Source organism: Bradyrhizobium sp. 190 (assembly GCF_023073415.1).
Lineage (GTDB): Bacteria > Pseudomonadota > Alphaproteobacteria > Rhizobiales > Xanthobacteraceae > Bradyrhizobium.
In genome coordinates this window covers 1-25,003 of record NZ_JADPJL010000083.1, presented here as the reverse complement: position 1 = coordinate 25,003, position 25,003 = coordinate 1, and the positions used below count along the sequence as shown (strand labels likewise).

Genomic DNA, 25,003 nt, shown 5'->3' with positions numbered 1-25,003 from the left:
CGGTCGCATCACCTGCGTTTGGGTGGCACATCGTTTGCCTGTGTTCTCGGGCACGAGGAGGGGGTACCCATGAAGGCGCACAGCCGCAAGACCGTGGACGTTCTGCCGAAATCAAAGAAGTCGAAAAAGGCTTTGAAAAAGCTCCCAGCTGTAAGCATTGCGGAGCGGTACCTGGAATTACGACGCCTTCGTGAGCGCTTGTCCGAGGCGGAAGCCTTGCGAAGTTTGCAATGAAAAAGTTCCGTCAGGGTTTAGCCCCGCCGCTTTATCTGGCCGCGATCGGGATTGCCATGGTTGGCTGGCTGTGGGCGATATTTGCCGGCGTGGGATGGCTTTTGGGGGCTTAGCTGGCGCTCCCGGATGTCCGCCATCGGCGTGGTGCACCGCCCATGCCCGATCACATCCTGCTTCTTGCAGGATAGTTCTGAGGAAGGCGGGTTTGCTGGGCCACTTCCGGCTATCGGCGCTGTTCGTCATTTGATCGGAAAAAGGTATGGCAAGTCAGGTGGCCGGCTTGCGAATCGCTGCGCGGTCGGGTTCCCATTAGTGTCGGAGCGATGAGCGCCCTGGGGTAGGTTGCGCTGCCGTTTTTCTTCGGGCTTGTGGCCTGCGAGAATTGCCGGATGGCGCAGAAGGATGGACCCATGCCGGATAGGCTGACGAGCGCGCTGCTTGCCGCGCTGAATGAATCGACCGAGGTAAAGGACAGTGATTGGCTGCAGCTCGAAAGAGCATTGCGCGGTCAATTGGACGGGGTTGATCGTAGGCCAGACATCGAGCCGAAAACGGGCTCGGAAAACAGGTTCGCTGCTACGGTATGCTCGGGGATGGCCAAGGTCCGGATGAATTCCTGAACCTTGCGCCCCATTATGGCGACGCTGAGACCCGCGTGATAGCCTTGCGGAACGTAGCTCCGTCCGGCTTCACGGGTCCCGTGACCGCAAGTCGGGAGCGGTGCTGCCGCAAGCTTGATCAAACATTTGGCCACGCGATTTGTGTCCGTTCGGGCGGCTATAAATGGCCATCCGTTTCCTGTGTCGGAAGCTATGTGGAAATCCTTCCTCGTCCCGGCCGCCTTGATGTTGAGCACAGCGGCGTCTGCGCAGGAGAGCGGCCGCATCAAGCGGCCGCCACCCTCTGCCGCCGAGGCCGCGCGGATCGCTTCGGATATGGCCATGAACGATAGCCTACTGCAGAGGGGCGACATCGTGGTCACAGACCGCGGCTTTTTCGTTTTTCTCGGACCGGCTCCGGATGGCGTGACCAACGAGTTCGCGCGAGTGCCCAATCCTGGCCCTGTCGGCAAAGCAGCCCGGTAGTCTCGCGGCAGGGCACCGTCCCAGGCGGTCGGCGGCAGAACTAATCCGATCGTGCGATGGGTTTAACTCCGGCGAAAGGCTCCCGAAAGCCGATTTAAATGAGGATTAACTAATTTGGAAGGTCCGGATTGCCGAATCGGATCACGCAGATCGCCAGCGCGCAATCGCATACCAAAGGGGCAGGACTTCCATCCAGCGACCGAGCCGCGTTCAGACAAAAGAAGGGTTAATCTAACTGAAGCCTACTTCAGGGGCTCTTTGCAACAACCTGCGCGTTCACGCTGTTAACGATAAACGCGGCGGCGAAAGATGCGTCTTGCATCAGGCAAGGCCCATGGTAATAGTTTGGTAACAATAAACGATGGTGTTCGATTTAATTGTTCACCTCTTGAGGAATTTAATATGTCGCTGCGGTCTGGTTTGCTCATTGCTCTGTCTACTGCCTTTCTGGGCTCTACGGCTGCTTCGGCGGTGCCGGTCACCGTCACCAGCTACGAGATGAACAATGGCAACGGAACGGTCTCGCTGGGCACTTACAACTACTTGGACGGGGCGTACGTAGGAACGACGCCAGCCGTGAACTCGACTACGGAGGCGGCGCCCTTAAAGGGAGGGACTGGCATCCTCACCAATGGCATCGCTCCAGCGACCGATTATACGCTCGGACCTCAGCAATATGTCGGCTGGAAATACACCGACCCCGTCCTGAATTTTTTTCTGAAGCCCGGATCCCAGATCAGCCAGATCACGCTCTATTTCGCCAACCCGTTGCAAGCGGTGAACAGTCTTCAAGGCGGTCTCGTTGGCCTGCCCGGCCAGATTAACTTCAGCATTGATGGTGTCACGCAGGCACTGACACCCACCTTCTCAGCTCTTTCGTCAGTCGTCGAGAAAGCGACGTTCACCTTCGATACACCAATCAGTTATGATCAAGACACTGATTTTCAGTTCCAGCTTTTACGCGGCGGTCTTTTGGCGGACTCGCTCTATTACCACAGCTTGTATCCTGGTGATGAGTTGTTCAACGCCAACTCTTTCAACGTAAACAAGCAGGCATGGATAATGCTCAGCGAGGTGGAATTCACTGCTGCCGTGCCGGAGCCGTCCACCTGGATCATGATGCTTCTTGGTTTTGCGGGGCTGGGTTTTGGCATGTACCGGCGCAACGCCAGACGCGTGCCAGCCGTGGCATGATCTGACCTCTCCGCAACAACCGAAAACGGCGAAGGCCACCGAAAGGTGGCTTTTGTTTTGAATAGCAGAGCTGGCTGAATTGTTTGGTCTGATCCGAGCGTTCACTTCCACTAAGGAATGAGACGCTCGGCCACCACTATTTTGATTGGTCGAAGCGGTGGCAATCAAGCGAGTGCAGATGTGCACCCGTTCAATAGTTTATCGACGTCTGCGCGAAGATGCCTTGGGCCCTCTGGTCGCCCGCGAGGCGCCATCGATACTGCAGCGTCAGCTCCCAGTACGAGGGGGGCGCCATGTATTTTGTCTCGCCAAACCAATAGCGCAACGAACCACCTGCGCCGGCCGAGTAGGCGGAACGGTTTGCGAATGAATCGTCGTAGTTTGCAGCCAGCACGGCGTGCGGGAAGAATACCAGTTTGCTGCTGATGGGATCGAGCCGGAAGCTTCGTCCGAAGCGGCCTTCCATGATCGCCACTAGCTGTCGCTTCTCGAGGAAGCGATCCACTTCCGCGTAGACGTACCAGGTCGGCCAGCTCGCATCTAAAACACGCAGATCTGTACCGACCGTGTAGGAGTAGAGCGCGCGCAGCAGCGTGTCATCACGTGCCGCATCGCCAAGCGCAATGAGCTTGTCGACTTCAAAAACCAGATTGGCGTTCGAGAACGGCTTCCAGCGGGCGCCTACCATGCCCTGTGTCGTGCGTCCGCCCGTTGGCCCGCCGGACTGGTCATAGAGGGTTTCGAAAAGGCGACCGAACAGCTCTAATATCGCGCCATTTCTGTATCCGAATCCTTCAGGGCGATAATAGAACTCGGTTCCCAGTTGCGACGTGTAACTGCTGGGTGCCGTTATCGTCAGGAACGGATTGGGCGCCGAACCAACTTTGCCGTACGTAACCGAAGTGTTGATACCCCATACGCGGGCCAGGTCTGAAACCGTCCGGCGCGTTTCGAACAGCTTTTGATCGTCAATATCGATCCGTCCGCCTGCCTTGGCGTCGATTCCTTCCATCAGATAGGCGATGGCCTTTGGATTTTCGAAGCGACGCATAGCGGTATATCCCGCATCGATCGTGGCCCGAGCCGGCAATCGTCGGTGGGCATGCGCGCGATCGAAGCGAGCCAGCGCAATCTCATCATTGCCAACGGCGACGGCGAGGTAGCCAACGTCGGCATCCCGGATGGAACCCAATCTACCCTGGGCGATCGCCTGATCGAACAAAACGCGGGCTTCCGGCTTGCGCTCCAACTCGACCAGCGTGTTGATCTGCGCGCGCAGTGCGCCGTCCCTCTGAACAGTGGTCGTTGCGAGCCGTTCCGCTGTCCTGAACTCAGGAAGCGATTCTTCCTTTCGCCCAAGCGCCTGCAGCGCATAGGCCTTGCGGATCGCCGTGTCATAGCTGACGGCCAACTTCTGCAACGCGCGCAACGCCCGCAGAGGCTCGTTGGAAGTCAAGGCGGCATCGGCGAGCGAAAGTCTGATGTTGCGGGCTTGACCGGAAGGAAGGCCATGCTTCAGGGCGGTTTCCCAGTCCGACATCGCACCATGAAAATTCTTGAGCTTGCTCCTCGCATATCCGCGTTGCGCGTAGATTTCGGCATTCGCATGCCCCGCATTGATCGCCTTGGTCGCCTCTGTCTCGGCCTCCGCGGGGTGGCCGGCAGACATCAGGATGTTGACAAGCAGAAGCCGGCTCGCAACGGCATCGGGTTCAAGCTCCACGGCTTTGCGCGCCTCGGCGACGGCTAATTTGTAGTTCTTGTCCCGTTCGGCCCGATAAGCGCGTTCTTTCGCTTCATAGATTTCTGCTGCAGCTTTCTCTTCAGCAGATGCAACGGGTGTCAGAATACTCGAAACCAGAGGTGCCTCGAGTTCGCAGCGAACACCACTGGCATTGGCTAAACAGTTCTGTATCGGCGCCGGCGTATTATTGCCGTGGCTCTGTAGCACCCCCACGCGTTGGCGTGCGCCTTCGGCGTCGGTCAGTCGGGTGATGACCTTGGGATCGGTTCGCGAATAGTTGCCTAACAAGTCTATCGCGGCGTTGAAGTCCCCCGATGCAAGAGCTGCATCCGCGGCGATCAGGCGGATATTCTTTTGCTGAGCCTCGGTCAGGCCGGGCATCGCGAGAGCAGCGTTAAAGGCGGAAACGGCTTCGGCGCGCTTTCCCAGTCGCTGGTTGATATAGCCGCGCCACACCAGGGGGACATGGTCTGTCCGATCGAGCGCAGTGGCTTCAGTGGCAGTCGTCAAGGCACCGGGCAGATCATTGTCCGCGAGCTGGGCGCTCAGCAACAACAGGCGGTAGGACATCGAGTCCGGAGCATATTCGACCGCGCTGCGCGCCGCCCGGACGGCCGCCTTGGCATCGCCCTTCTCAAGCGCCTTGTAGCCTTCGCCGGCCGGCCGCTGGGCGAGGCGCTGCCGAATATTGGCTTGCCGCCCTTCGAGATCCTGGTTGCCAGCAAACGCAGCCGCTGCGGTCTTTGTTGCCTGCTCGGCCTGGGTGAGGTCGCCCGCGGCGACTAGCGAATCGATCAGGAGAAGGTGCAGGCGGAGGAGACCAGGACGGAGCGCCACCGCTTCGGCGGCGCTCGCCACAGAGGCCTTGTAGTCGCCTTGGCCGAACGCCTTGTAAGCGGTTTCCGCCGCCGTGTAGGCGTCCCCCTCCAGCGGAGAACCGTTATCAGCGACCTGGGCACTGGCACCGGCGCACAGAACCACGGCGAGCAAAAGCGCCCCCAGCGCCGCCCGAAATGCCGTCTGGTTCAGGTATTTTCCGCCCCAACTGCCCATGCAACCAGCGCTACGCCAATCCCGTTAAATTTTAACGCTGATTTGTAACCGAGGCGGCGATTCAGCGGAACTGAGATTTGGTTCTTTAATGTCGCGGCAGGCCTTGATGTCATTCATTTTTCTCACTTTTTTGGGGGATGTGATGTTTTTGCTGCGCGATGTCCGAGCAAACCGCCACGCTGCGCGGGTTAACCATTTTTTAGTTGCGCAGGGTGCCTCCCAGCACAGTTCCAGTCGGCGGGACCGATAAGGCTTTGGGGCCCCATACCAACATTGTCAGCCCAGCCAGGCCTCATTAATTGCCAGACCACGAATGGGTGGATCGCAGAGAATTCCGGTGGTTTAAGGTACTTTAGTAAGATGGCCCAAGGGCCTATCTCAAGGATTCCACTGATCGAGACCGGCCTGTCGATCTTGTTCGACAGCCGCTGTGGGACCCCGCGGCAAATGCCGTCCAGTGAAAGTCGGCGCGGTAGAACACTCCTGCTTGCCGGCGACCACGGTCTTGAACGCATTCCTGACGTCGATGGCGGTGACGCCGCTGGAGTGAAGTTACAGCACGTCATACCGCCTCGGGATCTCGTCCGACATCGCGGCGCCGTCGGGCGACAGAGGCTCATCGCGCCCTGGCTTCAGCGGCACGATAGTCGCGCGGATAGCTCGACAAGCTGATATGCCATCGCCGGCCCCTGTTAGGGTTAAATGCGCTCAGCCATTGCAGGATCCAACAGGAATCTGGATTTGTTGCGCCGTGGGCGGCGCACGGGCCGGCTCTTGAATTGATCGGGTTTTTAATAGCTGTGCATTTTTTAACCGTGCAATCATGGCAGATTGCTGCAGTCCGAATGGATAAATACGACATGGGTGTTGAAACGAGCGTCGCCCTGATGGGTGGCCAAACATTCAAGCTGGTTTGCGAACAATGCGGCAGCCCGACGGTTGCGTTGCCGGTCGAGGTCCAACCGGATCCATGTTCGATTCTGAAATGTGGGCGATGCGGTTCTCCGCGAGGAACGCTTCAGTCGCTGCGCGATACGTCAGTTCAGGCGGGCATTCGGCTTCCGGTGTAGCGGAAATGGCCGGCGACTGGTTTGCTGTCTTGAATAGGGGGCTCGGAGCCTCGATCTTCGTGACCGATCTGCCCCAGAAAAAGGAGATGGACGCGGCTGGACCGAGTTTTTCGGCGAGACCTGCCGGCGTGTGCAGTGGTCAGGCGACATCAGTATGAGCGCGCGCCGGCCATGATGCGTGATCTCGACTGCGGATCGACCCGCGCGCCGTAGCCGCAAAGTGTTTCCGATGGATATTCCCCGAATAGCGAATGGTAGTAATGAGAGAAACGTCCGAGCTCGATGAAGCCGTGCTGGATCGCGACCTGCGCGACTGTGGTCGTTGCAGGGTCGTTGTCCTTTAGAACGGAGTGAATGGCGCAAAGCCGCTTTTGGCGCAGGAACGTTATCGGTCCCAGCCCCAGAACGTCGAAGAATGCACGGTGCAGCGTTCGTCGGGTGACGTTGAGGTGTGCGCAGATCTCGGAAATGTGGACCGGTCTGAGGCCGGCCGCATCGAGGTAATCGTCGACTTTTCCCACCAACTGCGTCGCCGAGGGCAGAGGTCCTCTGGAGTCCCGGGGTAACGAATGCAAGATCGTTCCAGTTACGGCGTCCACGATGGACCGTTTCCAGAAATCGGCGGCATCGTCAGATAAGGCACCCTGGTGCTGTGCCAGACGGGAAACGATCAGAGGCAGCCGGCGTGTTGCTGCAACGCTGACTAAAGGGTCCGCCCGATAGCGGCTTTTGTCGAGCCATGCGGCGGGATCACTCAATCTCGGTTCGCCCTTGAACAGAGACGTGACCTCGCAGAGATCGAGGCGGATCGCAGCATACGCAGCAGCGCCACGAAAAATTCCGTCATGCTCGGTACTGGGAGGCATCACCAGAACATCCGCCGGGCGCATATCAAAAGACCAGTGGGTGACGCGGTCTTCCGAGTAGAGCAGCATTCCGACAACGAGCTTGTCGTCGGTCGGCACGCGCTGGGTGCGAACGCCGACGGAAAATGAGCCGATGCTGAGCGAGAGATCTCCGATGCTGACATGGCTCAATAAGCCACAAAACTTTCCGGCGCCCAGTTGCATCACCTCGACATGGGATCCATGAATCGCCTGATGAAGGCCTTCGAAGCTGTCCAGGCTGGAGCTGTTCACCGAGATCGGCCGAGGCATCACGCAGCCTCCGTGTTGTTAGAATTAAGCTATGTTTTGACCGGTTTCGCGCCCCCCAGATTGGCACAAACTGCACATCACAACAATGTCGAGTTGTCCTAGCATCCCGGAATCGTCAACAGATCGCGCGTGAAACTCCAATCGAGTCGGGGGCACGCGATAGGGGAGTCTGCGCGCTTCGATGTGATGATTTCATGCTGGGAGTGAGTGCAACGACAATCGCCGGCTGGCTGCCGGGGCACATTGCGACAACGCGAGGCCACCCGCAGGCGCAGGCGGTAACGGTCGCCGGCTGGGTCCACGCTGATCTGCGGCTTTGCGCTGTGGCCGGTCGTCGCACTGATCTGGGCCTATGTCGATGTACCCGCCTCGCAAGGCAGGGAGCCACGGTCATGATGGTCGCGATCATGGCGGTGTACCTCGTGCTGTTGTTCCTGTTGGTGCGCTTCGGCATCGTCACCTTCAACCTGGTCTGGAAGGCCTCGCCCTTCATCGTCCTGCTGCTGCTCAATTTGCTGCTGTTCATTCCGATGGGGTGGGGCGCGCCGCAAGGGCCTGCGCTGGTGGTGCGGAATTCGGTTGCGATCGTGCCTGACGTCGCGGGCGAAGTCATCGACGTTCCTGTCGAGGCCAACAAGCCGCTGAAGGCGGGCGCGGTGCTGTTTCGGATTGATCCGACGCCTTTCGATGCCCAGGTCAAGGCCATCAAGGCGCAATTGAAGCTGTCCGACACGCGGCTGTCGCAGATGACGCAGCTCTTCGAACGCGACTCGGGCCGCAAATTCGACGTCGAGCAGAGGCAGTCCGAGGTCGACCAACTCACGGCGCAACTCGAAGGCGCGCAGTGGAATTTGGACAAGACGGTCGTGCGCGCACCTGCCGACGGCTATGCGACCAACGTGGCCTTGCGTAAAGGCGCGCGCGTCGCGAACCTGCCGCTCGCGCCCGTCATGGCGTTCATCGACACGTCGGATACGCTGATCGGCGTCGAAATTGCGCAGAACGACGCGCGGTATGTGCGGCCTGGGCAGGACGCCGAAGTCACGTTCAAGGTGATGCCCGGCAGGGTCTACGCGGCGAAGGTCGAAAGCATCCTCAGGCGGTGGCCACCGGACAGGTCCAGACGTCCGGGCTGGCCGTTGCACCGAAAGCCGTTCAGTCGCTTCCGTTCGTCGTGCGGATCAAGCTGGATGATGCCGAGTTCGCGCGCGCATTGCCGGCCGGCGCCACCGGCGAAGCCGCAATTTTCACCGGGCACGTCAAGGCGACGCATGTGATCCGCAAGGTGCTGCTGCGGCAAGTGGCGATCATCAATTTCGTTAATCCGTTTTGAGCGGGGCGCGATCGATCGTGAGCCGAAGATGAAACAAGGAGGCGTACAGCTAGGGTTCAAGACCTCCATTATCGCGCTGTTTGTCGCGATCGTGCTCGTTATCGGTCTGACGCTGGTCTATCTCAGTTTTCAGCGGATCGCCGCGGTCACGGAAACGGCCGCCAGTCAGTTCATCGGGAAAGTCGCCGAACTATCGTCTGACCGGATCGGCTCGCAATTGAAGTTGGTCCGGGACAATCTCGAAATATTGAATGCGCTGCCGCCGGTCCAATCCGCGGATATCGACGACAATCCGCGGCTGGTCGCGCTGCTGGCCGCCATGCTGAAGAACAACAACCAGCTCTTCAACCTCTATGTCGGTTACGATGACGGTTCCTTTATCGAAATGGACGCCATCGATGGTGCGGGGCGGGAAACGCGCGCGAGGCTGGAGGCGCCCGAACAGGCGGCGTTCCGAATGGTTCTGATTTCGCGGTCTGACCCGAGCCAGGTCAAATCGAGAAGACTGTTTCTATCCGACCAGCTCGAAACGATCAGGGAGCTACCGGGCCCGCTCGACTACGATCCACGCGAGCGCCCCTGGTACAAGGATGGCGCTCGCCGCGATGGCAGTTGGTTGACCGGGCCCTATATTTTCTTCGCAACCGGTAAGCAGGGCTACACCGTTCAGTCCGCGCTGAAACAGGGCAGGGGCGGCGTGAGCGCGGGCGATCTGTTGCTGGACGTGACACAGGAGGTGATGAAGAAAGAGAACCTAACCGCCTCCGGCGTCGCTTTCCTGTTTGACGATGACGATCGCATTCTGGCCCATCCCCGGATGTCGGAAATGCTCGGAAGGGAAGTTTCCGGCACGATTCCTCGCCTGCGTGAGACCGATATGGCGGGTGTTCTGAAGGCGATCCGCGCGTGGCGCGAGAATGGAATCGCCGAGCAGTTCTTTAAAGATCCGGACGGCCGGCTGTATGCCGCGGCGTTCCAGACCATCCCCAGGTCAGGTCCCGCCAACTTGCGCGTGGCGGTGGTGGCGCCGGTCGATGAATTCTTTGCCGCTATCCTCTCCGAGCGTGGACGGCTGTTTGCCGCCACGCTGGGTTTCGTCGCGTTGATGGTCCCGATCGTGTTTCTGATCGGCTCGCTGCTGTCCCGGTCCCTGCGCGCCCTCGCCGCAGAGACCGATCGAATTCAGAGGTTCGAACCTTCCTCAGCGCCGCCGGTGCGTTCGATCATTCGTGAGATAGATGAACTCGGCCGGTCGGTGTCGACCATGCGGACCGTCACTGAGACATTCTCGCACTTCGTGCCGCGCCGGCTGGTGGAGAAGTTGATTGAAACCGGGACTCCGTTGCAACTCGGTGGAACGCGCAGGGAAGTCACATTGCTGTTTTCCGACGTGGTGAATTTCACGGAGATCACCGAGAAGGCCGACCCGGCACAGGTCATGAAGTATACATCGCGATACTTTGCCGCGATGTCGCACGAGATCGTGGCGTATGCCGGCACCGTCGACAAATTCATCGGCGACGCCATCATGGCGATCTGGAACGCGCCAGCAGACGACCCGGATCACGCGGCTAATGCCTGTGCTGCCGCGCTCGCGCTTCGACGTGCCAATGATCGCCTCAATGCCGAGTTCGAGCGGGAAGGATGGCCGGCGTATAATACGCGGATTGGCCTGCACACCGGCGAGGCCGTCGTTGGCAATATCGGGTCAGAAGACCGCATGAATTACACCGCGCTCGGCGCGACTGTTAATCTCGCGGCGCGCCTCGAAGGGCTCAACAAGAACTACGGAACCTCGATCCTCGTCAGCTCCGCCCTGAGGGAGCGCGTGGGCTCACGATTTTGCTTTCGCAGTGTCGACCGGATCACCCCCAAGGGCTTCGCCGAGACGTTCGATATATATGAACTGCGAAGTGAGAGCGTCTTGGCCGAAGTCGACGAGCGGAAATTCTGTAGCGAATGGGAAGCGGTGTATATGGCGCTTCGCAATGATCCGCCGGTTGTCGCCGAAGCCGAATTGGACCTGTTCCTCGCCAGATATCCCTTGGACAGCGTCGCTCGCTATCACCGAACGATTTGCGATGACGCCGCAACGTCGAGGAGGTATCGCGCCCAAAATTTGGAGGTAAGCCGCCTTGATTCCGGGAACGAATGAAATGCTGATGGCGCGCTGCGGACCGGTCGAACCGGGGCCACCCGCGGAGGCGTTGGAAAGTTGTGGCGCATAGCGGGCGCTGTGCAGCTTCATTCAGGTTTGATGTTGCCGGTCGTGACGACGTCGCGCCATTTCTCGATCGAAGTATCGATATGGGCAATGTACTGCTGCGGTGTGGAGCCGATCGGTTCGTAGCCGATCTCATCGAGGCGCCGGCGCAAATCGTCGGATTTTAGCGCGGCCTGTGCGACCGCGCTGAGTTCATTGAGGATAGCTTCCGGCAGATTGGCAGGCGCAACGATTCCAAAGTCCGGCGCCGCATCGACCTTTGGCAGACCGGCCTCCGCCATGCTGGGCACGTCAGGCAGTTGTGCGATCCGTGCTGTCGTGCTTCCCAGCGCCCGCAACTTGCCGTCGCGAACATGCGCGAGAACGGTGGGGATCGTGCTGAAAGTAAAATCGACCTTCCCGCCGAGCAGATCAATAATGGATGGCCCTCCGCCGCGATATGGCACCGAGACAACGTCGATGCCGGTTTCCTGGCGGAATTGTTCACAGCCGAGATGGACAGCCGTGCCGAGCCCGGCTGTTGCCATGCTCAGCGCACCCGGCTTCGACTTCGCGAGCGCGATCAATTCTTTTACGTTGCTGACTGGAAGAGATTCCGAAACAACCAGCAGCAAGGAGGTGCGGGCCAGCAGTGATACCGGCGTGAAATTCTTTTTCGTGTCATACGGCAGTTTGGTCCCGAACAGGCTGGGGTTGATGGTGAACGCGCTGTCGACGACGCCGATCGTGTAGCCATCGGGCGCGGCAGTCGCGATTGCCTGGGTGCCGATCATGCTCGCACCGCCGCCCCGGTTGTCGATAAAGAGCGATTGTCCAAGCTTCTCGCCCATGGCCCCGGCTACGAGGCGTGCGACGATGTCCGATGCGCCTCCAGCGGCGTAAGGGACAATGACACGGACGGGACGCTGCGGATATTGTTGCGCCTGCGCATGTGGTCCCGCCAGCGATGTGGCCGCGACGGATGTCAATCCCGCCAGAAGAGAACGTCGATTTATATGGATCATGATTTTCGAGTCCGGTTTCTCATCAGTCGTCAGGCGCGTCATCGCGTTTTTAGGCGCTATATCGTTCTATGAGATCCATATCCGGATCGCCGCCGAGACCCGGCCCGTCGGGAATATCCATGAAACCTGCCGCAATCGGCGCGAAGCTGCCGCAGGGATCGAAGGCAAGATCGCAATAAAATCGTTCCAGGGCGCTCGTTCGGTCCTTGGCCGCCAGCACATGGATGGTCGCGAGATAGCCCGGGCCGAAGAATGGCGAGTGGGGGACGCAGGTTGCTCCAGCCGCCTCCGACTCGGTGCAGATTCGCCAAAGCGGCGTGAGGCCGCCGATCTTGATCACGCTGGGCTGAACATAGTCGACACAATCATCCGCGAGCATTTTTTTGAAATCGAGAGCATTGCTGGCGTTCTCTCCGATTGCGGTTGCAACGCCAGACGCCCGCCTCAGCGCGGCAAGCGATGCGAAATCCTCCGGCGGCCAGATCGGTTCTTCGATCCACAGAAGATTCGATGGCGCCATTTCGGTAACGGCATTGACTGCATCCGCGGGCAACCACGCGCAATTGGTATCGACCATCAACGGCACGCTCGGGCCCGCCACGTCGCGGGCCGCTGCGACCGCATCGGACGTGCGCTCGTGCAATTTGATCTGCTGAAAGCCGTCGCCGAGTGCGCGCTCGACAATACGTCGAACCCGTTCCAGGTCGCCGTTGTACTGCAGCAGGGATGCATAAACCGCGATGCGATCGCGCCTGCGGCCGCCAAGCAAAGTCGAAACCGGTACCCCGGCAAGTTTGCCTCGGATGTCCCATAGAGCGATGTCGAGACCGCTGATGGCGTGAATGGTGGCGCCCGCGCGACCGAGATTGTGCAGGGTTCGCTCAATCCGCGCCGGCAGCTCGACATCGTCGACTTTCTGGCCAATCGCCAGTGGCGCAACCCATTGGTCGATCGCTGGAACGACCGCCGACCAGAAGCCGCCATAGGCTTCGCCCCAACCCACCGTGCCACGATCGGTTGTGACCCGCACCAGGACGGTATCGAGCGTGGTGCGTGGCTGGCCTGCGAACGCCGGAGAGGGGCCCCAATGGTCAAACGGAATTCGCAGCGCGAACGCCCTGATTGCCGCAATCCTTGGTGCGCTCATGGATGAGACCTTCGACGATTCGGCCTGACGACCAGGGCCAGCGAACACGGCCTGTTTTGGCCGCCCGCAGCCATTGTCGTCTCAAGATGCATGTGTTCAAAATACCGAAAGCTGTATCAATCATGTTTTGAGGTTATGATGTTGAGCATTCGGGAGTTGGAGGTGTTCCGACGCGTTATGGAGTTGGGCACCGTTACCGCGGCGGCCGAGGCGCTTCATATTTCCCAACCGGCCGTCAGCCGAACCCTCCAGCAGGCGGAACGACGGCTCGGATTCTCGCTATTCTTGCGACGGAAAAAGCGATTATTGCCAACGCCGGAAGCCCGATCGTTGTTTTCCGAGACAGTCAGGGCGTTCGCAGCCTTTGACGTCGTCCAGAAGCGCGCCGCCGACCTGGGAGCAGGGCGCGCGGGCGGACTCAATATCGCGGCGATCTCCGCCTTCGCAAATGCGCTGCTCCCAAGCGCGATAGCAAAATTCTGCAGGTCGCGGCCTGATGTCGTTATCACGCTCCAGTCGATGAGTGCGCTGCAAGTCGCCACGCACGTCGCCAATCACCAGGCAGATCTGGGGTTCGTCATCGATTCCATCGCGGCGCCCGGTGTGTCTGTGACCGATCTTTGGGCCACCGATTTCGGATGCGTCATGCCGCGTACGCATCCATTGGCATCGAAGCTTCATATCGCGCCCGCTGATATCGAGCATGAAACGCTGATATGTCTGAGCAGGCAGCTTCCTTTGGGAATCCACGCCGTACGCGTTTTTGCGGATGCGGACGTGCCGTTGAAGATTGCAATTGAGGTGTCGCAGTCTACGGTTGCCTGCGCACTGGTGCGGGCCGGTGCAGGTCTGGCGTTGCTTGACGGGCTGGGAGCGATGGGGGCGCCAGCAACCGATCTGGTAACGCGGCCGTTCTATCCGCCGGTGAAGGTAACGGGGCGGCTCGTCCGGCCGCGCCATCTGCTGCCGTCGCGATTGACCCGCGAATTTATTGATACCCTAAGTGACGTCATCGAGATCCAAAATAGCTGCGCCGATACCGCCGATGGCGTTGCGATATTCCAAGCCGCCAGCGCGAAGAATTCATAGGATTGCCGCCGGTGCCGCCGAGGCCAGTTTGTGGAGCCTGAGTTCGCCAAGGAAGCGCAAACCCCAGATAATCGTGGAAAAATACGCGTGGAAGGCCCTAGTCAGCATCCGGTTAGGCGGGGTAGGCTCGATCAGGTAGGCCGTCTATGGCTGGGTACGCCATTCCCGAACATGTGCAGGGGACGCGGGGCCAAAACATAAGCCGGCCGCAACCCGGGGAGGTGGAGGTGATTGCCTGCAGTCAGCCGTCAGTCTTGTATTTTCGAGTCTCTGCATTTTCGAAGCAGCTATTAAATTCGCGAGGAGAGAAAGAAACATGCGACCGATCTGTGCGTCCGTGCTGGCGGCCGGCCTTTTGATTGCTACCAATGCCGATGCAGCGCCGCTTCTCAGCCATAGTCAGCCTGCCTCGGATTCGCTGATCACGGCTGCGAAGGTCATCTGCGACGAGGCGGGAAACTGCTATCGACCGAATGTGCGACGGCCCGTCGCCAGGTGGGTTTATGGCGACAAGAATTTCTATGGACCGTACGCCGGACCTGGCAACTACGGTAATCCGCGGTATCGTTACAGCTGGTGGCCCTGGTACTGATCTCGTCGGCCGGACATCATCGCTGCGTGGGGCCGTTAGCCTGCCGAAAGCCAATGCAGGAATGTGGCGCAGCCGCAAATTAGTTGCGATGCCAGCAGGAAAACGGCCCATGAAACGAACAGGATTCGAACGACCATCGTTGCGCTCTCGACCGACTGCAGATCGCTGACTGGTCGTGCACAACGCACCAGATTTGAAATTGTTCATCATCGCCTAGGCACGTGGGACGCGACCTCGGAATTTCGCTTTGCCTTAATTCCCTGAAGGGTGAGCGCGCGTAATATCAAGCGATCGCTCGAGGACGGTTTTCGATATTGAGATTAATACAAGCGGCTTAAATCATTATCGCGTGCCGAGTAACTAGATCCATCGGGTTCAGCGCGAGTGAGGACGCCCGCGGATTTTTATTAAAGGCCGCGGCTATTGTCTCCACAGACGGATTCCTGTGGAACCCAAATTAAGTTTGTTCCTGCCTATAAACGGTATCAAATCGCTGCTATAGCATTGCAGAATGCCGCGATACTGGCGCGGTCAGGGCGCCGATTATTGGTTTTAAAGACAATCACGTTGTTCAATTATCATGGCTATTAAAATGAATGGTGCAGCCCCGCGAATCACGGGTTCTGAAGATATCGGGCCAGGCGAGAAATCCGATTTGGCTGCCATCCCTGAAGGCATGCGGCATGGCCTTGAGTTCGACGGCATCGATTGGTCGAAAGCTGCACCGAGCTTGGTTTCAATGTTTACGGGACTCTTTTTGCCGCTGCTTGCTCTCGCTTTGCTGGTTGTTTCCATCGATCTTGCGTTGGGTTGGTTGTTTGAAAGATGGGCCGGCCCTGCCAGCATGTCGTCTTTGCTGCTTGCCACGATCATGTTTCCCCCGGCGCTGATAAGCGCATTTGGCTGCTGCAAGCTTTTCCTGCATTTGAAAGACAGACTGCGGTGAGGGCGGCTGCTCGATCCGGCAACCGAGAGCGTTGTCTGAGTGGATTGATGGCCTGCCGCATCGTCTGACGGATTCGAAGTCCGTACGAACGCGGGTGGCTGTCAGGCGATGGCGTGCCAATAGCAATCGGTCTCATCCTGATCGTCGGTGGCGATCCGAAACGAGAAGGCTTCGTTACGTTTGAACGCGGAGCCGCCGTTGAGGCCGAAACAAGGGACGGACGCCGGCAATCGTGAATTCGACCGTCAGCACATCACCCGCCTTGCCGGATGGATAGTCACCGGGTGCACGGTGGACGGAGCCTAAAATGCGGTTCTTCACGTCGAGATTGCCTGGTTTGATTTGAAGATCGCGTCGTTCATGTGCAGCCTCGCGTGTCGGTCCTCGCTGCCTGCCAGACCTCGGCGAGCAAAGCGGGAACAATGCCGTGCGCGGGACACCGATTCCAGGCGCCGGCAAAGAAGGCGAAGCTCGGATCGGCACTTTGCCGACGGGCGCTTTCCACCGCCAGCAGCACCAGCGACCGTGCGCGGAGCCGGACGGGACCGGCGCTGCCTTCATCGCGCACCTCGCGGACCACGTGCGATGGTGCGCGCAAGGTGCGCGCTAACGCATCCTGCGGTCCAATCTTCGCCAGATTGTCGCCGTGGCGCGCCAGCCGGCGCATCAACTTGATCGACCTCACGATGTTGTCCACCGCAAGCGCGGTGGCGTGCGCGCAAGCCATATCGCCGCGCGACAAGTCCATGATCCGGTCAAGCGAGGCCTGCAGCGCGCCGCTGCGCCTGATCCAGAACGCGTGCAGCGGCCAGGCCGACAACCAGCTCTGCAGTATTCGCGCGGCGTCGTAGGATTTCTCGCTTGCGGCGTAATCGGCAAAGAACAGGCGGCCCACCGCTTGTTGGACGATGACGCCCGTGCTGCGATGCGCTACCCCGTCGCGAACGTAGTCGCCAAGCTCGGCGATCTCAGGCGCGATCCGTCGCAGCAACGGCTCGACGTTGGAGAGCCTGGCTTCGAGCGCAGTCTGGCGCTCCCCGCGCAACAGATCGGGCCGATCGCGGAACGCCGGCCAGATGTCTCCGTCCGGCGAGCGGAAAACCGCGAACCTGGCGGCGACCAAGCGGTTCACCAGACCGCCACGGCCGGATAATGAGCGCTGGACCATGCTTGCATCGTTGACGGCGAGCACCTCGTCCGGCGTCGTGACAGCGACGAGACGGATGATGCCCGGAATGGTGATGGTGAAGGTCACAGCAAAACCTCAAAGCACGTTCCAGGGCATAAAGCAGTTTTTGACGCCTTCGAGCGCCGGGCCGAGTTGCGGCACATGCCGCAACAGCACAGATTTCATGCCGTTGTTATTGATCCAATCCAGGCCGAAGTCGGTGTAGATTTCGGGCCGATAGTCGTCGGTAAAGAAGCGATCGCTCTTGAGCCGCCGCGTTGCCATCAGGACGAAGATGCGGAAGGCGGTGTCGCTGAAGCCGAAGCCCTTCGGCAGATCTTCCGCCAGCAGTCCAACAAGGAGGTCGACACGGTCGACGTTCCCGTAGATTTTGCGCATCTTGTCGGCCGCATCGGGTATGCTGGTGATTTCTTCGAACGTCCTGACGCGTTGCTTGCCGACCAACTCCCGGAAGCGATTGTAGCGCGGAACACCGCGTTCGCGGTCGCGCATGATGTCGATCGCGGCCATGTCAAGCAGCGGCTGGCCATCCTTTTCGAACCGGCGCAGGAAATTGGGATAATTATAGAGTTGAATAGCACCCGGGTGATTGGTGCCGAAGGAGTAGAGCAGGTTTGTGAAGCCGTGGTCCTCCATGAAACGACGCGTAAACCTACCCTGCATGTTGACCAACTCGCAGAGCACCTGCTCTCCGGTGTCGAGCCGCCGCACGTTCATCTCGTCCGGGATGAGCGGGTGGAGGCGATAGACGGAGGTGAACTCCTCGGTCAGGGCGTAGGGCGCGCTGTGCTGGTCCGTCGGCGAGCCGATGATGCCGTAGGCGGCCTCGCTGTCCTTGCCGAGCACCGCACGCATCACATGGGAGGGCACACCCGACCAATTGGCACGCATGGCGAACTCCAGCGCCGGATGCGCGAGGATGCCCGGTGTCCATTCGATCGTGTGTATCTTGGCAATCAAGGCCGCGTTGATCAGGCGCGCTCGCTGGAACAGCTCCTCGTCGCGCCAGGCCGGATAGCGCGCCTTTAAGGCGTCGCAGAGTACATTGTGCTCACGCGCGAAAAGATTGTGCAGGAGGCTGAGCCCAACCCACCAATTGTCGTTGAAGCCGGTGAGATCGACGCCGCGATGTTTCGGGTCTGGCGGAAGCATGCCGTCGCGACCGATCGCGATCTTCCCGTCCGTACCGGAACGGATCTCCGCCTGCCTTGACTGGCTGCTGCCGTAGATCTGTCCGGCGTCCCACCAGTGGGAGTTGATGTTCTGGAATGTCGGGGTCGCGCCGAGCCATGTTTCGCGCGGCGTCTTATCCGCGAGGGTGCGGCGGATCTGCATGCAGCCGTCGACTCGTTCGCTATCGGGCCAATTGTCGCCCGGCTGCAGCGGAATTTTGAACTCATTACCCGGCTCGGGCACCCCATGGCTGAACCAATTGTGTGTTTCGAACTGGATCCACGCGGCGGCCAAAAGATTGAGTCTTTCCGCGGGAATAAAAGTGCGGCGTGCCAGCAATTCTCGGGATATCTCCCGCGGGCTAGGATCGAGCAGCTCGTCTCCGCTGTCGGGCACGCACTCGGGCAGCGGGAAGTTACGGCCGAACCGGGATCCCGCCATGCCCATCCGCGGATGACCGAGGCTGTTGAACGAGCCATCGGCCGTACGCCAACGCTCCTTGCCCGCGCTCCAGTCACCTGATGTGTTAATGCCGTAACCGGTATGGTGAAGGTTGTGCGCCCGCAGCCTGTCGCGGAACACCCCTAGATTGGCGGCCCCGATCAAGGGAATCGGCAGTCGATCCCACCTTACAAAGAAGTTGATGGCCCGATAAGCAACATCCAGCAACCGCTGCAGCAGGCCATGATGGAAATCAAAGCCATCGTTTTGGCGTGACATTTTTTCACCAAAGGTAATCGTCTGAAATTGATTTCGGCTGCAAGTAACTGCTATCCATTATCACTAAAACGTCTCTGTGCCAAACCGACACGCAGTATCGAGCGCGAGCGCCATCAGGGCGATTGAAGCAAGCCCTTACACGATCGCGTGGGTGCAGCGGCAATAGCGCTCGGCCGGTTGCTATCCTCACAATCATGCCGCCAAACTCGTGAGGTTTACAGCGTCTGCGACCCCGGCTGCACAAAATCTTACGACAAACGTGAGCTGCTTCACATTCGCGCCGATCGCAGACGAGTAAAACTGAGGTCAATTTCGTGCAGGCGCTTGCTGGGAATTGCTGCCGATGGTTATGGCGGGGATTGCACGATGCGACGTGAATCGGCTTTGCACCGAGGGGAACGTTTCGCCATAGAAGCTCAACTCCTCGCGAAGTCGCCGTATGGCGTACGCTACGAGGTTGCGACATTCGCTGAGCATTTGTTGGACGACGAAGAAAGTCGGAGAGCTCCCCCGTTCCGCCTATACCTGATCTTTAGACCCGATATCCCGGATTTCAGATGGCTTCAGCGATGGACCGTCGTCGTAAAGAAGTGCGCCGCAGCGAGCATCGCTGGATTTCCGACATCCGTGACATCGCAGAAACCGATATGGGGCCTGACCCGCAAAGTAGGCGGTCCGCCGGCCTGCAGCCCTGCCTCGACTTTGGCGCGCAATCGGCACGAACCCAGCAATTTTCCCTGTCGGCCGAATGGATGCTCGGATAGTATGCGATGGAATTGCAACCCGCGTTGGTCGACGCGCCTGATTTCGTGTTTGCGCGGTGAAGCTGTCCGGCAACAGCCTCAACTTTATGATGACCGAGCCGATGCTCGATCCCAACGTCGGTAGAACTGGAAAGATCTGGTCTACATGTTTCGCCCGTCAAGGGTGCTCGTGGGGGAGAGACAGATGAAAAACATGGTTCGCAATTACGATGGCGGGATCACAGCCTTTCCCGCGCAACTCGTGTCTCCGTGCAACGTTGCCGAGATTCAATCGATCCTGAAAGATGTCGGCCGCTACCCTGGTCCGGTCCGGGCGATGGGCAGCTATCATTCCTTGACGCCGTGCGCATCCTCGGACGGAACTATCATCAACATGTCCGGCATGAATCGGACCCTTGAGATCGATCCGAAGAAAATGACGTTCACGGCCGAGGCGGGCCTTCAGTTCATCGTCGCATCGCGGACACTGCGCGCGCAGAACCTCCAATTCCTGACCAATATCGAAATCGGGAACATGACGCTCGGTGCCGCGGCTTGCTGCCATACGAAGGACGGTTTGGATGGGGGCGAGTTCGGGCAGGTCGGCTCATACATCACAGGGATCAAATGGGTGACGCCCAGCGGTGATCTGGCAGAAGCCTCTGATGCGAATAACCCCGCTCTACTGCACTTCATGCGCTCGAGTTACGGTCTGTGTGGGGTCGTCTACGAGGTCACCTTTCGTATCAAGCCGCTGGAAGCGATCCAGTTCAGCTACCTGCCGCGGCCGATCAAAGATCTGACCGAGAAGGAAGTGGATAGAATCATCGATGCGTCGAAAGGCTTGATCTGCTGGACGGTCGGCAGAAGGGCACACTTCCAGACGCGAAAGCATGTTGACCAGGTTGGGCCGTTCGCGTCGCTATTCGCCGCCGGTCGGCGCAGGCTGTGGAATCACACCGAGGCCCGTGTGGGCCGGTTCATTGACAGCCGCATCCCGACCAAGCCGCTCAGGAATGCGTCCCTTGATGCCTGGTTTGCCGGCAGCAAGCTGCTGATGTCGACGCTGAAGCTGGTGGGCGGGGCGACCTTGTATAATCCCGACAAGACGATCGACTACAGCAGGACTCCGTCATCCGCGAAATATGCATTCACATTCTGGGCCTTCCCGCGCAGTCAATGGCTGGATGCGCTGCGCGAATACCTGGAGTTCAGTGAAAAGCATTTCAAGAAGTACGACTTTCGCTGCAACATGCCTCTTGGCTCATACTTCATTCGGAAGGACACGCAGTCGATTCTGTCCTACACGCACGACGGAGACGTCTTCTCGATCGACCCGATTCATGCTTACACGGATAAGCCGGCTTGGGACAGATTTCTAAAAGAATTCAATGAGTTCGCGTACAAGAAGAACGGCATTCCCTTGCTCAACCAGAGCCCGTTCGTCGAGAGGCGGCATGTCGAGGCAGCCTACGGGGCGAGATGGAAGCAATTCTCTGTGCAAGTTAAAGCAGCGGATCCGCAACAGCGCATGCTAAACCCATTCTTTGCGGACCTGCTGAGCGAGTGAGGGCCGGCTCAGAGGCCGCCCGACGGCAAGAGTGGCGCTTGTGGCGCCTGAGCTGGAAGCCTAGTCTGAAGTGATCGAGATTAGTGTGACCGTCGATTGGCCGCCTGAAGGGTCGCGGGACCTGGCTTCGATGGATGGGTCCGAGTAGACGACAAGGATTTCAAACTCATAGGGAAGAAGAAGCAAAGCTCAAATGATCCGCTGAACATCGTCAGAATTCCTGGATGAATGATGGACGACCTTCACGATAGAACAACTGAACGTCGGCAGGTCACCGTTCTGTTCTGCGATATAGTTGATTCAACCGGTCTCTCTGAGCGCTGCGACATTGAGGACTTGAGAGAGATTCTGCTGGAATTCCAGGCGATCAGCTCACGGTGCATCAATAGTGCCGGGGGCATCGTCGTCAACTACATCGGTGATGGCATTCGCGCCGAGTTCGGGTATCCCCTCTCGTCGGAGAACGAGGCTGAGAGCGCGGTGCACGCTGGCCTGCTGTTATTGCAGGGCATTCAAGAGCTTAGCGAGCGCTCGACGGCGACGATCCAAGAACCGCTTCGCGTCCGGATCGGTTTGCACACGGGCGTGGCGGTGATCGGCAAGGCGGGGCGGGGCCATGTGCACGACGCAACGGAGATCGTCGGCGATACGCCCAACATCGCAGCCCGGTTGCAGGAAATAGGCGAGCCCAATTCACTGGCGATCAGCGGTGAGACCAAGCGCCTGTTACGCGGTAAATTCTCCTTGCGACCGCTCGGGATGCGCACGCTCAAAGGACTGTCGCGGCAAATTGAAGTCTTCCTCGTTCTGGGAGAGGCGTTGGAAGATGACGTGGCGCATCGCGCACGCCGTCGCAATGCCTTGCCCCTGGTCAACAGGGTCGCCGAAATCGGCCAGTTGCTGCAAGCGTGGGAGTTAGCGAAGACCGGACGGGGGCACACGGTGGAGATCACAGGGGAGCCCGGGATCGGCAAATCGCGCTTGGCGCTGGAGCTGACTGACAAAACCGGGCTGCCCGACAACTTGATTCTAGCGGTCCAAGCCTCAGCCCAGCACCAGAACACGCCGCTGTACCCGATCATAAGGACCCTCGAGCAGCGCATCGGTATTCGCAAGGATGAAGGCGCCGAGGCCAATTCGGCGCGCCTGCGCGAATTCCTCGCCACGACGCCTGCCGGCGACGAGGAGCAGTATATGCTGATCGGCCAAATGCTTGGCTTGCCTATGCATGGCACATCGAGCGCGACAGTTCCCGATGCGCGCGAGCGGCGTCGCAAGACGCGCGACGCGGTTGTGCAGCTGTTGACGTCGCACGCCCACGGCGGCGCGGGCCTGATACTGGTCGAGGATTTTCACTGGACCGATCCATCGACGATCGAGATCGTCGAGCGTATCGCTGGCCAGATCGGCAACGCGCCTATTCTGCTCGTGATCACCAGCCGGACGACTACCATTCGTAGCGGTTCGCCGATGATGCAGCGCATCCTTCTTCAGCGCCTTGACGACGACGACTGCCGCGATCTCGCCGGCTCCGTGGTCCGCGACAAGCGTCTGCCAAGCCAGTTGATCCAGCAGATCGTCGCGCGGTCGGACGGCGTGCCATTGTTCGTAGAAGAGTTGGCGGCGGCGGCCCTCGAGACCGGCCAGGTCGATCCGGGCGCCGGACGAAGGGTCGACGCCAGTGGGCCCGCCGAAGTGCCATCGGCGCTCTACGACTCCCTGATGCTCCGTCTCGAGCGGCTCGGCGATGCCAAGGCGATCGCTCAGTTCGCGTCGGTGATCGGGCGCAGTTTTTCGCATCGACTTCTGGCGGCTGTTGCGAGCGAGCACCACAACACCCTTGAACCCGCGCTCGAGCGGCTGCGCGCGTCCGGACTGATAGGGCTCGAGCGCGATGACAACGAAAAGGTCTACTCCTTCAAGCATGCTCTGGTACGGGACGTAGCGTACTATTCGCTCCTCAAGCGGCAGAGACGAGAGCTCCACGCCCGCGTCGCCGAGGAGATCGAATTCCAGCTGCCGGAGATCGCCAACAGGGAACCAGACTACCTCGCACAGCACTTGTCGGAGGCCGGCCGCACCTCGCGAGCGGCGCAGATGTGGCTCAAAGCGGCAAAGCAAGCAGCCGAGCGCTCAGCAAATCTGGAGGCCATCGCACAACTTAACACGGCGCGTGAGGAGATCAGGAAGCTCCCTGCTGGACTTGAACGGGACAATCTGGAGCTGAACGCCCAGATTGCGCTGATCGGACCGACGATCGCGCTACGGGGGTTTGGCGCCGACGCGGTCGCGGATGTAAGCAGCCGCGCCATCGAGCTCTGCCGCGCTTTGGACAACGATCCGCGCATCTTTCCAGCGCTGTACGCGCGGTGGTCGTACCTACGAGTTGCAAGCGATGTGCGGGAGGCCGGCGCGCTGGCGCGAGACTTTCTGACGCTCGCCGAGCTGAAAGGAACAAGGGCCGATCGCATGGTCGGCCACCGATTGCTCGGCACGTCGCTGCTTGACGGGGAGACTGAAAAGGCGCGCGATCATCTCGAGCGGGCAGCCAAACTCTACGATGCAACCGCCGACCGTGGAACGGCGGTCATATACGGGACCGACGTGCAGATCACGAGCCTATCCAACCTGTGCGTCTCCTGCTGGCTACTGGGCCGGGTTACCGAAGCGGTCGCACACGGGCGAGACGCGCTCGAATATGCAGACCGATTGTCGCACGCTCATACCCTCGGGTACGCCTATGCTCACGTCTGCATGCTGTACACACTGGAGCGGGACGTAGAAACGGTCCAGGCTCTCGCAGAGCGGGTGCTTGCGGGCGCGATCGAACGGGAGCTACCGCTGTGGATCTCGGTGGCGCGGTCATTTCTCGGCTGGTCAGAGGTCGAATCCGGCCGCTTGGCGCAGGGCATCGACACGTTGGAGAAGCAGCGCGATTTCTTGCAGACGGCGCACCTTGTCTACTGGCTGCCCACCTACCTTTGCTGGCTCGCTGAGGCATATGTCCGCACCGATAAGCTGGCGGAAGCTAGACGTTGTCTTGAGCAGGCGCGCAACGTTTTCGGGAGGGGTGGTAACTACTGGTACGAGGTCGAGTGCCTTCGTATCGAAGGAAGGCTTGCCGCGCACGCGCAAATCCATGATACGGCACTCGCTGAACGGTATTTCGAGCAATCGCTCGCGCTCGCCCGCCAGCGCGGCCAACGAGGATTTGCCTTGCGCGCGGCAGGCAGTCTTGCCGGCCTTCTCGCCGCCAAAGGCCAGAGCGAACGTGCACACACTCTGCTGCAACACGAATTACAATTCTTCGCCGATCAGCCGGACCGCGGCGATCGGTCAGATGCCAAAGTGTTATTGCGCTCCCTCCAAGAAGGACCTCAACGCTAACAGCGTTTTGAAGACGATGGAGGGGCTACGGCTCATATCCCTTCGCCCGTTTCCTGCCGATATCAAAAACATCCTGCGCGCCAGCATCCAAATGGCCTTCCCGTGCGGCCGTTCAGGCGACCTTCCGCAAAAAGACCGGCAATAGAGCACTTTGGTTGTCGCCTAACCACGGACTATGGAAATTGTTCGGGTTTGGTGGCGTTCTCGCGCAAAGCGGTCGTTCCATAACATCCGATCGGTGAATGCCCGATGTAGCAGCAAAGCTAAAATGTCAGCACTGAGCAAAGTAGAGATGTCAGTTTCGGCTCCTTTTTGGGAGTTCGGAGGCTGTTATTTCGATGGGCATGGT

The 25,003-nt window shown here is 59.5% G+C and carries 16 protein-coding genes and 3 pseudogenes; 12 read left to right on the top strand and 7 right to left on the bottom strand.

From position 1 onward, the window contains the following. Nucleotides 1–69: 69 nt before the first annotated feature. The 3 genes from IVB22_RS39910 to IVB22_RS39900 all read left to right on the top strand — a co-directional run bounded on the left by IVB22_RS39910 (nt 70) and on the right by IVB22_RS39900 (nt 2,513). Nucleotides 70–234, top strand: a complete 165-nt coding sequence (locus tag IVB22_RS39910) for a hypothetical protein (protein WP_247522614.1) — start codon at nt 70–72, stop codon at nt 232–234. 410 nt (nt 235–644) lie between these two features. After that, nucleotides 645–854 (top strand): hypothetical protein, encoded by a 210-nt coding sequence (locus IVB22_RS39905; RefSeq protein ID WP_247522613.1) that lies wholly within the window; start codon nt 645–647, stop codon nt 852–854. Nucleotides 855–1,721: 867 nt separating this feature from the next. Beyond that, entirely contained in the window at nt 1,722–2,513 is a 792-nt protein-coding gene (locus tag IVB22_RS39900; RefSeq protein WP_247522612.1) for a PEP-CTERM sorting domain-containing protein, read from the top strand. A 190-nt stretch (nt 2,514–2,703) separates the two neighbouring features. Here the strand turns inward: IVB22_RS39900 and IVB22_RS39895 are convergent, their stop codons facing one another. Beyond that, complete coding sequence (locus IVB22_RS39895; protein WP_247522611.1) at nt 2,704–5,310, bottom strand: tetratricopeptide repeat protein; 2,607 nt, start codon at nt 5,308–5,310, stop codon at nt 2,704–2,706. 1,219 nt (nt 5,311–6,529) lie between these two features. Continuing rightward, complete coding sequence (locus IVB22_RS39890; RefSeq protein ID WP_247522610.1) at nt 6,530–7,537, bottom strand: helix-turn-helix domain-containing protein; 1,008 nt, start codon at nt 7,535–7,537, stop codon at nt 6,530–6,532. A 218-nt stretch (nt 7,538–7,755) separates the two neighbouring features. Here IVB22_RS39890 and IVB22_RS39885 point away from each other — a divergent pair. From IVB22_RS39885 to IVB22_RS39875, 3 genes and pseudogenes are all read left to right on the top strand, one after another. Further along, nucleotides 7,756–7,933: pseudogene (locus IVB22_RS39885) on the top strand (DUF3302 domain-containing protein); the annotation flags it as partial. Continuing rightward, nucleotides 7,930–8,870: pseudogene (locus IVB22_RS39880) on the top strand (HlyD family secretion protein). The pseudogenes IVB22_RS39885 and IVB22_RS39880, both read left to right, overlap by 4 nt. Before the next feature lie 28 nt (nt 8,871–8,898). Beyond that, nucleotides 8,899–11,025, top strand: a complete 2,127-nt coding sequence (locus IVB22_RS39875; RefSeq protein WP_247522609.1) for an adenylate/guanylate cyclase domain-containing protein — start codon at nt 8,899–8,901, stop codon at nt 11,023–11,025. A gap of 89 nt (nt 11,026–11,114) precedes the next feature. Here the strand turns inward: IVB22_RS39875 and IVB22_RS39870 are convergent, their stop codons facing one another. After that, nucleotides 11,115–12,140: a tripartite tricarboxylate transporter substrate binding protein gene (locus tag IVB22_RS39870; RefSeq protein ID WP_247522608.1), complete on the bottom strand. Its 1,026-nt coding sequence runs from the start codon at nt 12,138–12,140 to the stop codon at nt 11,115–11,117. A gap of 7 nt (nt 12,141–12,147) precedes the next feature. After that, nucleotides 12,148–13,245 (bottom strand): mandelate racemase/muconate lactonizing enzyme family protein, encoded by a 1,098-nt coding sequence (locus tag IVB22_RS39865; RefSeq protein WP_247522607.1) that lies wholly within the window; start codon nt 13,243–13,245, stop codon nt 12,148–12,150. 138 nt (nt 13,246–13,383) lie between these two features. Here IVB22_RS39865 and IVB22_RS39860 point away from each other — a divergent pair, with 138 nt between their 5' ends. The 3 genes from IVB22_RS39860 to IVB22_RS39850 all read left to right on the top strand — a co-directional run bounded on the left by IVB22_RS39860 (nt 13,384) and on the right by IVB22_RS39850 (nt 15,872). Beyond that, nucleotides 13,384–14,334, top strand: a complete 951-nt coding sequence (locus IVB22_RS39860) for a LysR substrate-binding domain-containing protein (RefSeq protein WP_247522606.1) — start codon at nt 13,384–13,386, stop codon at nt 14,332–14,334. Nucleotides 14,335–14,650: 316 nt separating this feature from the next. Continuing rightward, nucleotides 14,651–14,926: a hypothetical protein gene (locus tag IVB22_RS39855; protein WP_247522605.1), complete on the top strand. Its 276-nt coding sequence runs from the start codon at nt 14,651–14,653 to the stop codon at nt 14,924–14,926. A gap of 592 nt (nt 14,927–15,518) precedes the next feature. Beyond that, a complete protein-coding gene (locus IVB22_RS39850; protein ID WP_247522604.1) occupies nt 15,519–15,872 on the top strand; it encodes a hypothetical protein in 354 nt (117 codons plus the stop codon). A 107-nt stretch (nt 15,873–15,979) separates the two neighbouring features. Here the strand turns inward: IVB22_RS39850 and IVB22_RS39845 are convergent. The 3 genes and pseudogenes from IVB22_RS39845 to IVB22_RS39835 all read right to left on the bottom strand — a co-directional run. After that, nucleotides 15,980–16,178: pseudogene (locus IVB22_RS39845) on the bottom strand (VOC family protein); the annotation flags it as partial. 52 nt (nt 16,179–16,230) lie between these two features. Continuing rightward, nucleotides 16,231–17,127, bottom strand: a complete 897-nt coding sequence (locus tag IVB22_RS39840) for a hypothetical protein (protein ID WP_247522603.1) — start codon at nt 17,125–17,127, stop codon at nt 16,231–16,233. A gap of 9 nt (nt 17,128–17,136) precedes the next feature. Further along, the gene (locus tag IVB22_RS39835; protein WP_247522602.1) at nt 17,137–18,840 is read right to left on the bottom strand and encodes a peroxidase family protein; all 1,704 of its coding nucleotides are present in this window, start codon (nt 18,838–18,840) and stop codon (nt 17,137–17,139) included. A 671-nt stretch (nt 18,841–19,511) separates the two neighbouring features. Here IVB22_RS39835 and IVB22_RS39830 point away from each other — a divergent pair. From IVB22_RS39830 to IVB22_RS39820, 3 genes are all read left to right on the top strand, one after another. After that, nucleotides 19,512–19,718 (top strand): hypothetical protein, encoded by a 207-nt coding sequence (locus IVB22_RS39830; RefSeq protein WP_247522601.1) that lies wholly within the window; start codon nt 19,512–19,514, stop codon nt 19,716–19,718. Nucleotides 19,719–19,902: 184 nt separating this feature from the next. Further along, nucleotides 19,903–21,267, top strand: a complete 1,365-nt coding sequence (locus IVB22_RS39825) for an FAD-binding protein (protein ID WP_247522600.1) — start codon at nt 19,903–19,905, stop codon at nt 21,265–21,267. A gap of 231 nt (nt 21,268–21,498) precedes the next feature. Further along, entirely contained in the window at nt 21,499–24,654 is a 3,156-nt protein-coding gene (locus IVB22_RS39820; RefSeq protein ID WP_247522599.1) for an adenylate/guanylate cyclase domain-containing protein, read from the top strand. Nucleotides 24,655–25,003 lie beyond the last annotated feature (349 nt).

Excerpts from the sequence above, each read along its gene's own strand:
- IVB22_RS39865 (WP_247522607.1), bottom strand. The coding sequence starts at position 13,245 with ATGAGCGCACCAAGGATTGCGGCAATCAGGGCGTTCGCGCTGCGAATT.
- IVB22_RS39820 (WP_247522599.1), top strand. The coding sequence starts at position 21,499 with ATGGACGACCTTCACGATAGAACAACTGAACGTCGGCAGGTCACCGTT.
- IVB22_RS39825 (WP_247522600.1), top strand. The coding sequence starts at position 19,903 with ATGAAAAACATGGTTCGCAATTACGATGGCGGGATCACAGCCTTTCCC.
- IVB22_RS39855 (WP_247522605.1), top strand. The coding sequence starts at position 14,651 with ATGCGACCGATCTGTGCGTCCGTGCTGGCGGCCGGCCTTTTGATTGCT.
- IVB22_RS39900 (WP_247522612.1), top strand. The coding sequence starts at position 1,722 with ATGTCGCTGCGGTCTGGTTTGCTCATTGCTCTGTCTACTGCCTTTCTG.
- IVB22_RS39875 (WP_247522609.1), top strand. The coding sequence starts at position 8,899 with ATGAAACAAGGAGGCGTACAGCTAGGGTTCAAGACCTCCATTATCGCG.
- IVB22_RS39850 (WP_247522604.1), top strand. The coding sequence starts at position 15,519 with ATGAATGGTGCAGCCCCGCGAATCACGGGTTCTGAAGATATCGGGCCA.
- IVB22_RS39860 (WP_247522606.1), top strand. The coding sequence starts at position 13,384 with ATGTTGAGCATTCGGGAGTTGGAGGTGTTCCGACGCGTTATGGAGTTG.
- IVB22_RS39895 (WP_247522611.1), bottom strand. The coding sequence starts at position 5,310 with ATGGGCAGTTGGGGCGGAAAATACCTGAACCAGACGGCATTTCGGGCG.
- IVB22_RS39830 (WP_247522601.1), top strand. The coding sequence starts at position 19,512 with ATGGCTTCAGCGATGGACCGTCGTCGTAAAGAAGTGCGCCGCAGCGAG.
- IVB22_RS39910 (WP_247522614.1), top strand. The coding sequence starts at position 70 with ATGAAGGCGCACAGCCGCAAGACCGTGGACGTTCTGCCGAAATCAAAG.
- IVB22_RS39870 (WP_247522608.1), bottom strand. The coding sequence starts at position 12,140 with ATGACGCGCCTGACGACTGATGAGAAACCGGACTCGAAAATCATGATC.
- IVB22_RS39905 (WP_247522613.1), top strand. The coding sequence starts at position 645 with ATGCCGGATAGGCTGACGAGCGCGCTGCTTGCCGCGCTGAATGAATCG.
- IVB22_RS39890 (WP_247522610.1), bottom strand. The coding sequence starts at position 7,537 with ATGCCTCGGCCGATCTCGGTGAACAGCTCCAGCCTGGACAGCTTCGAA.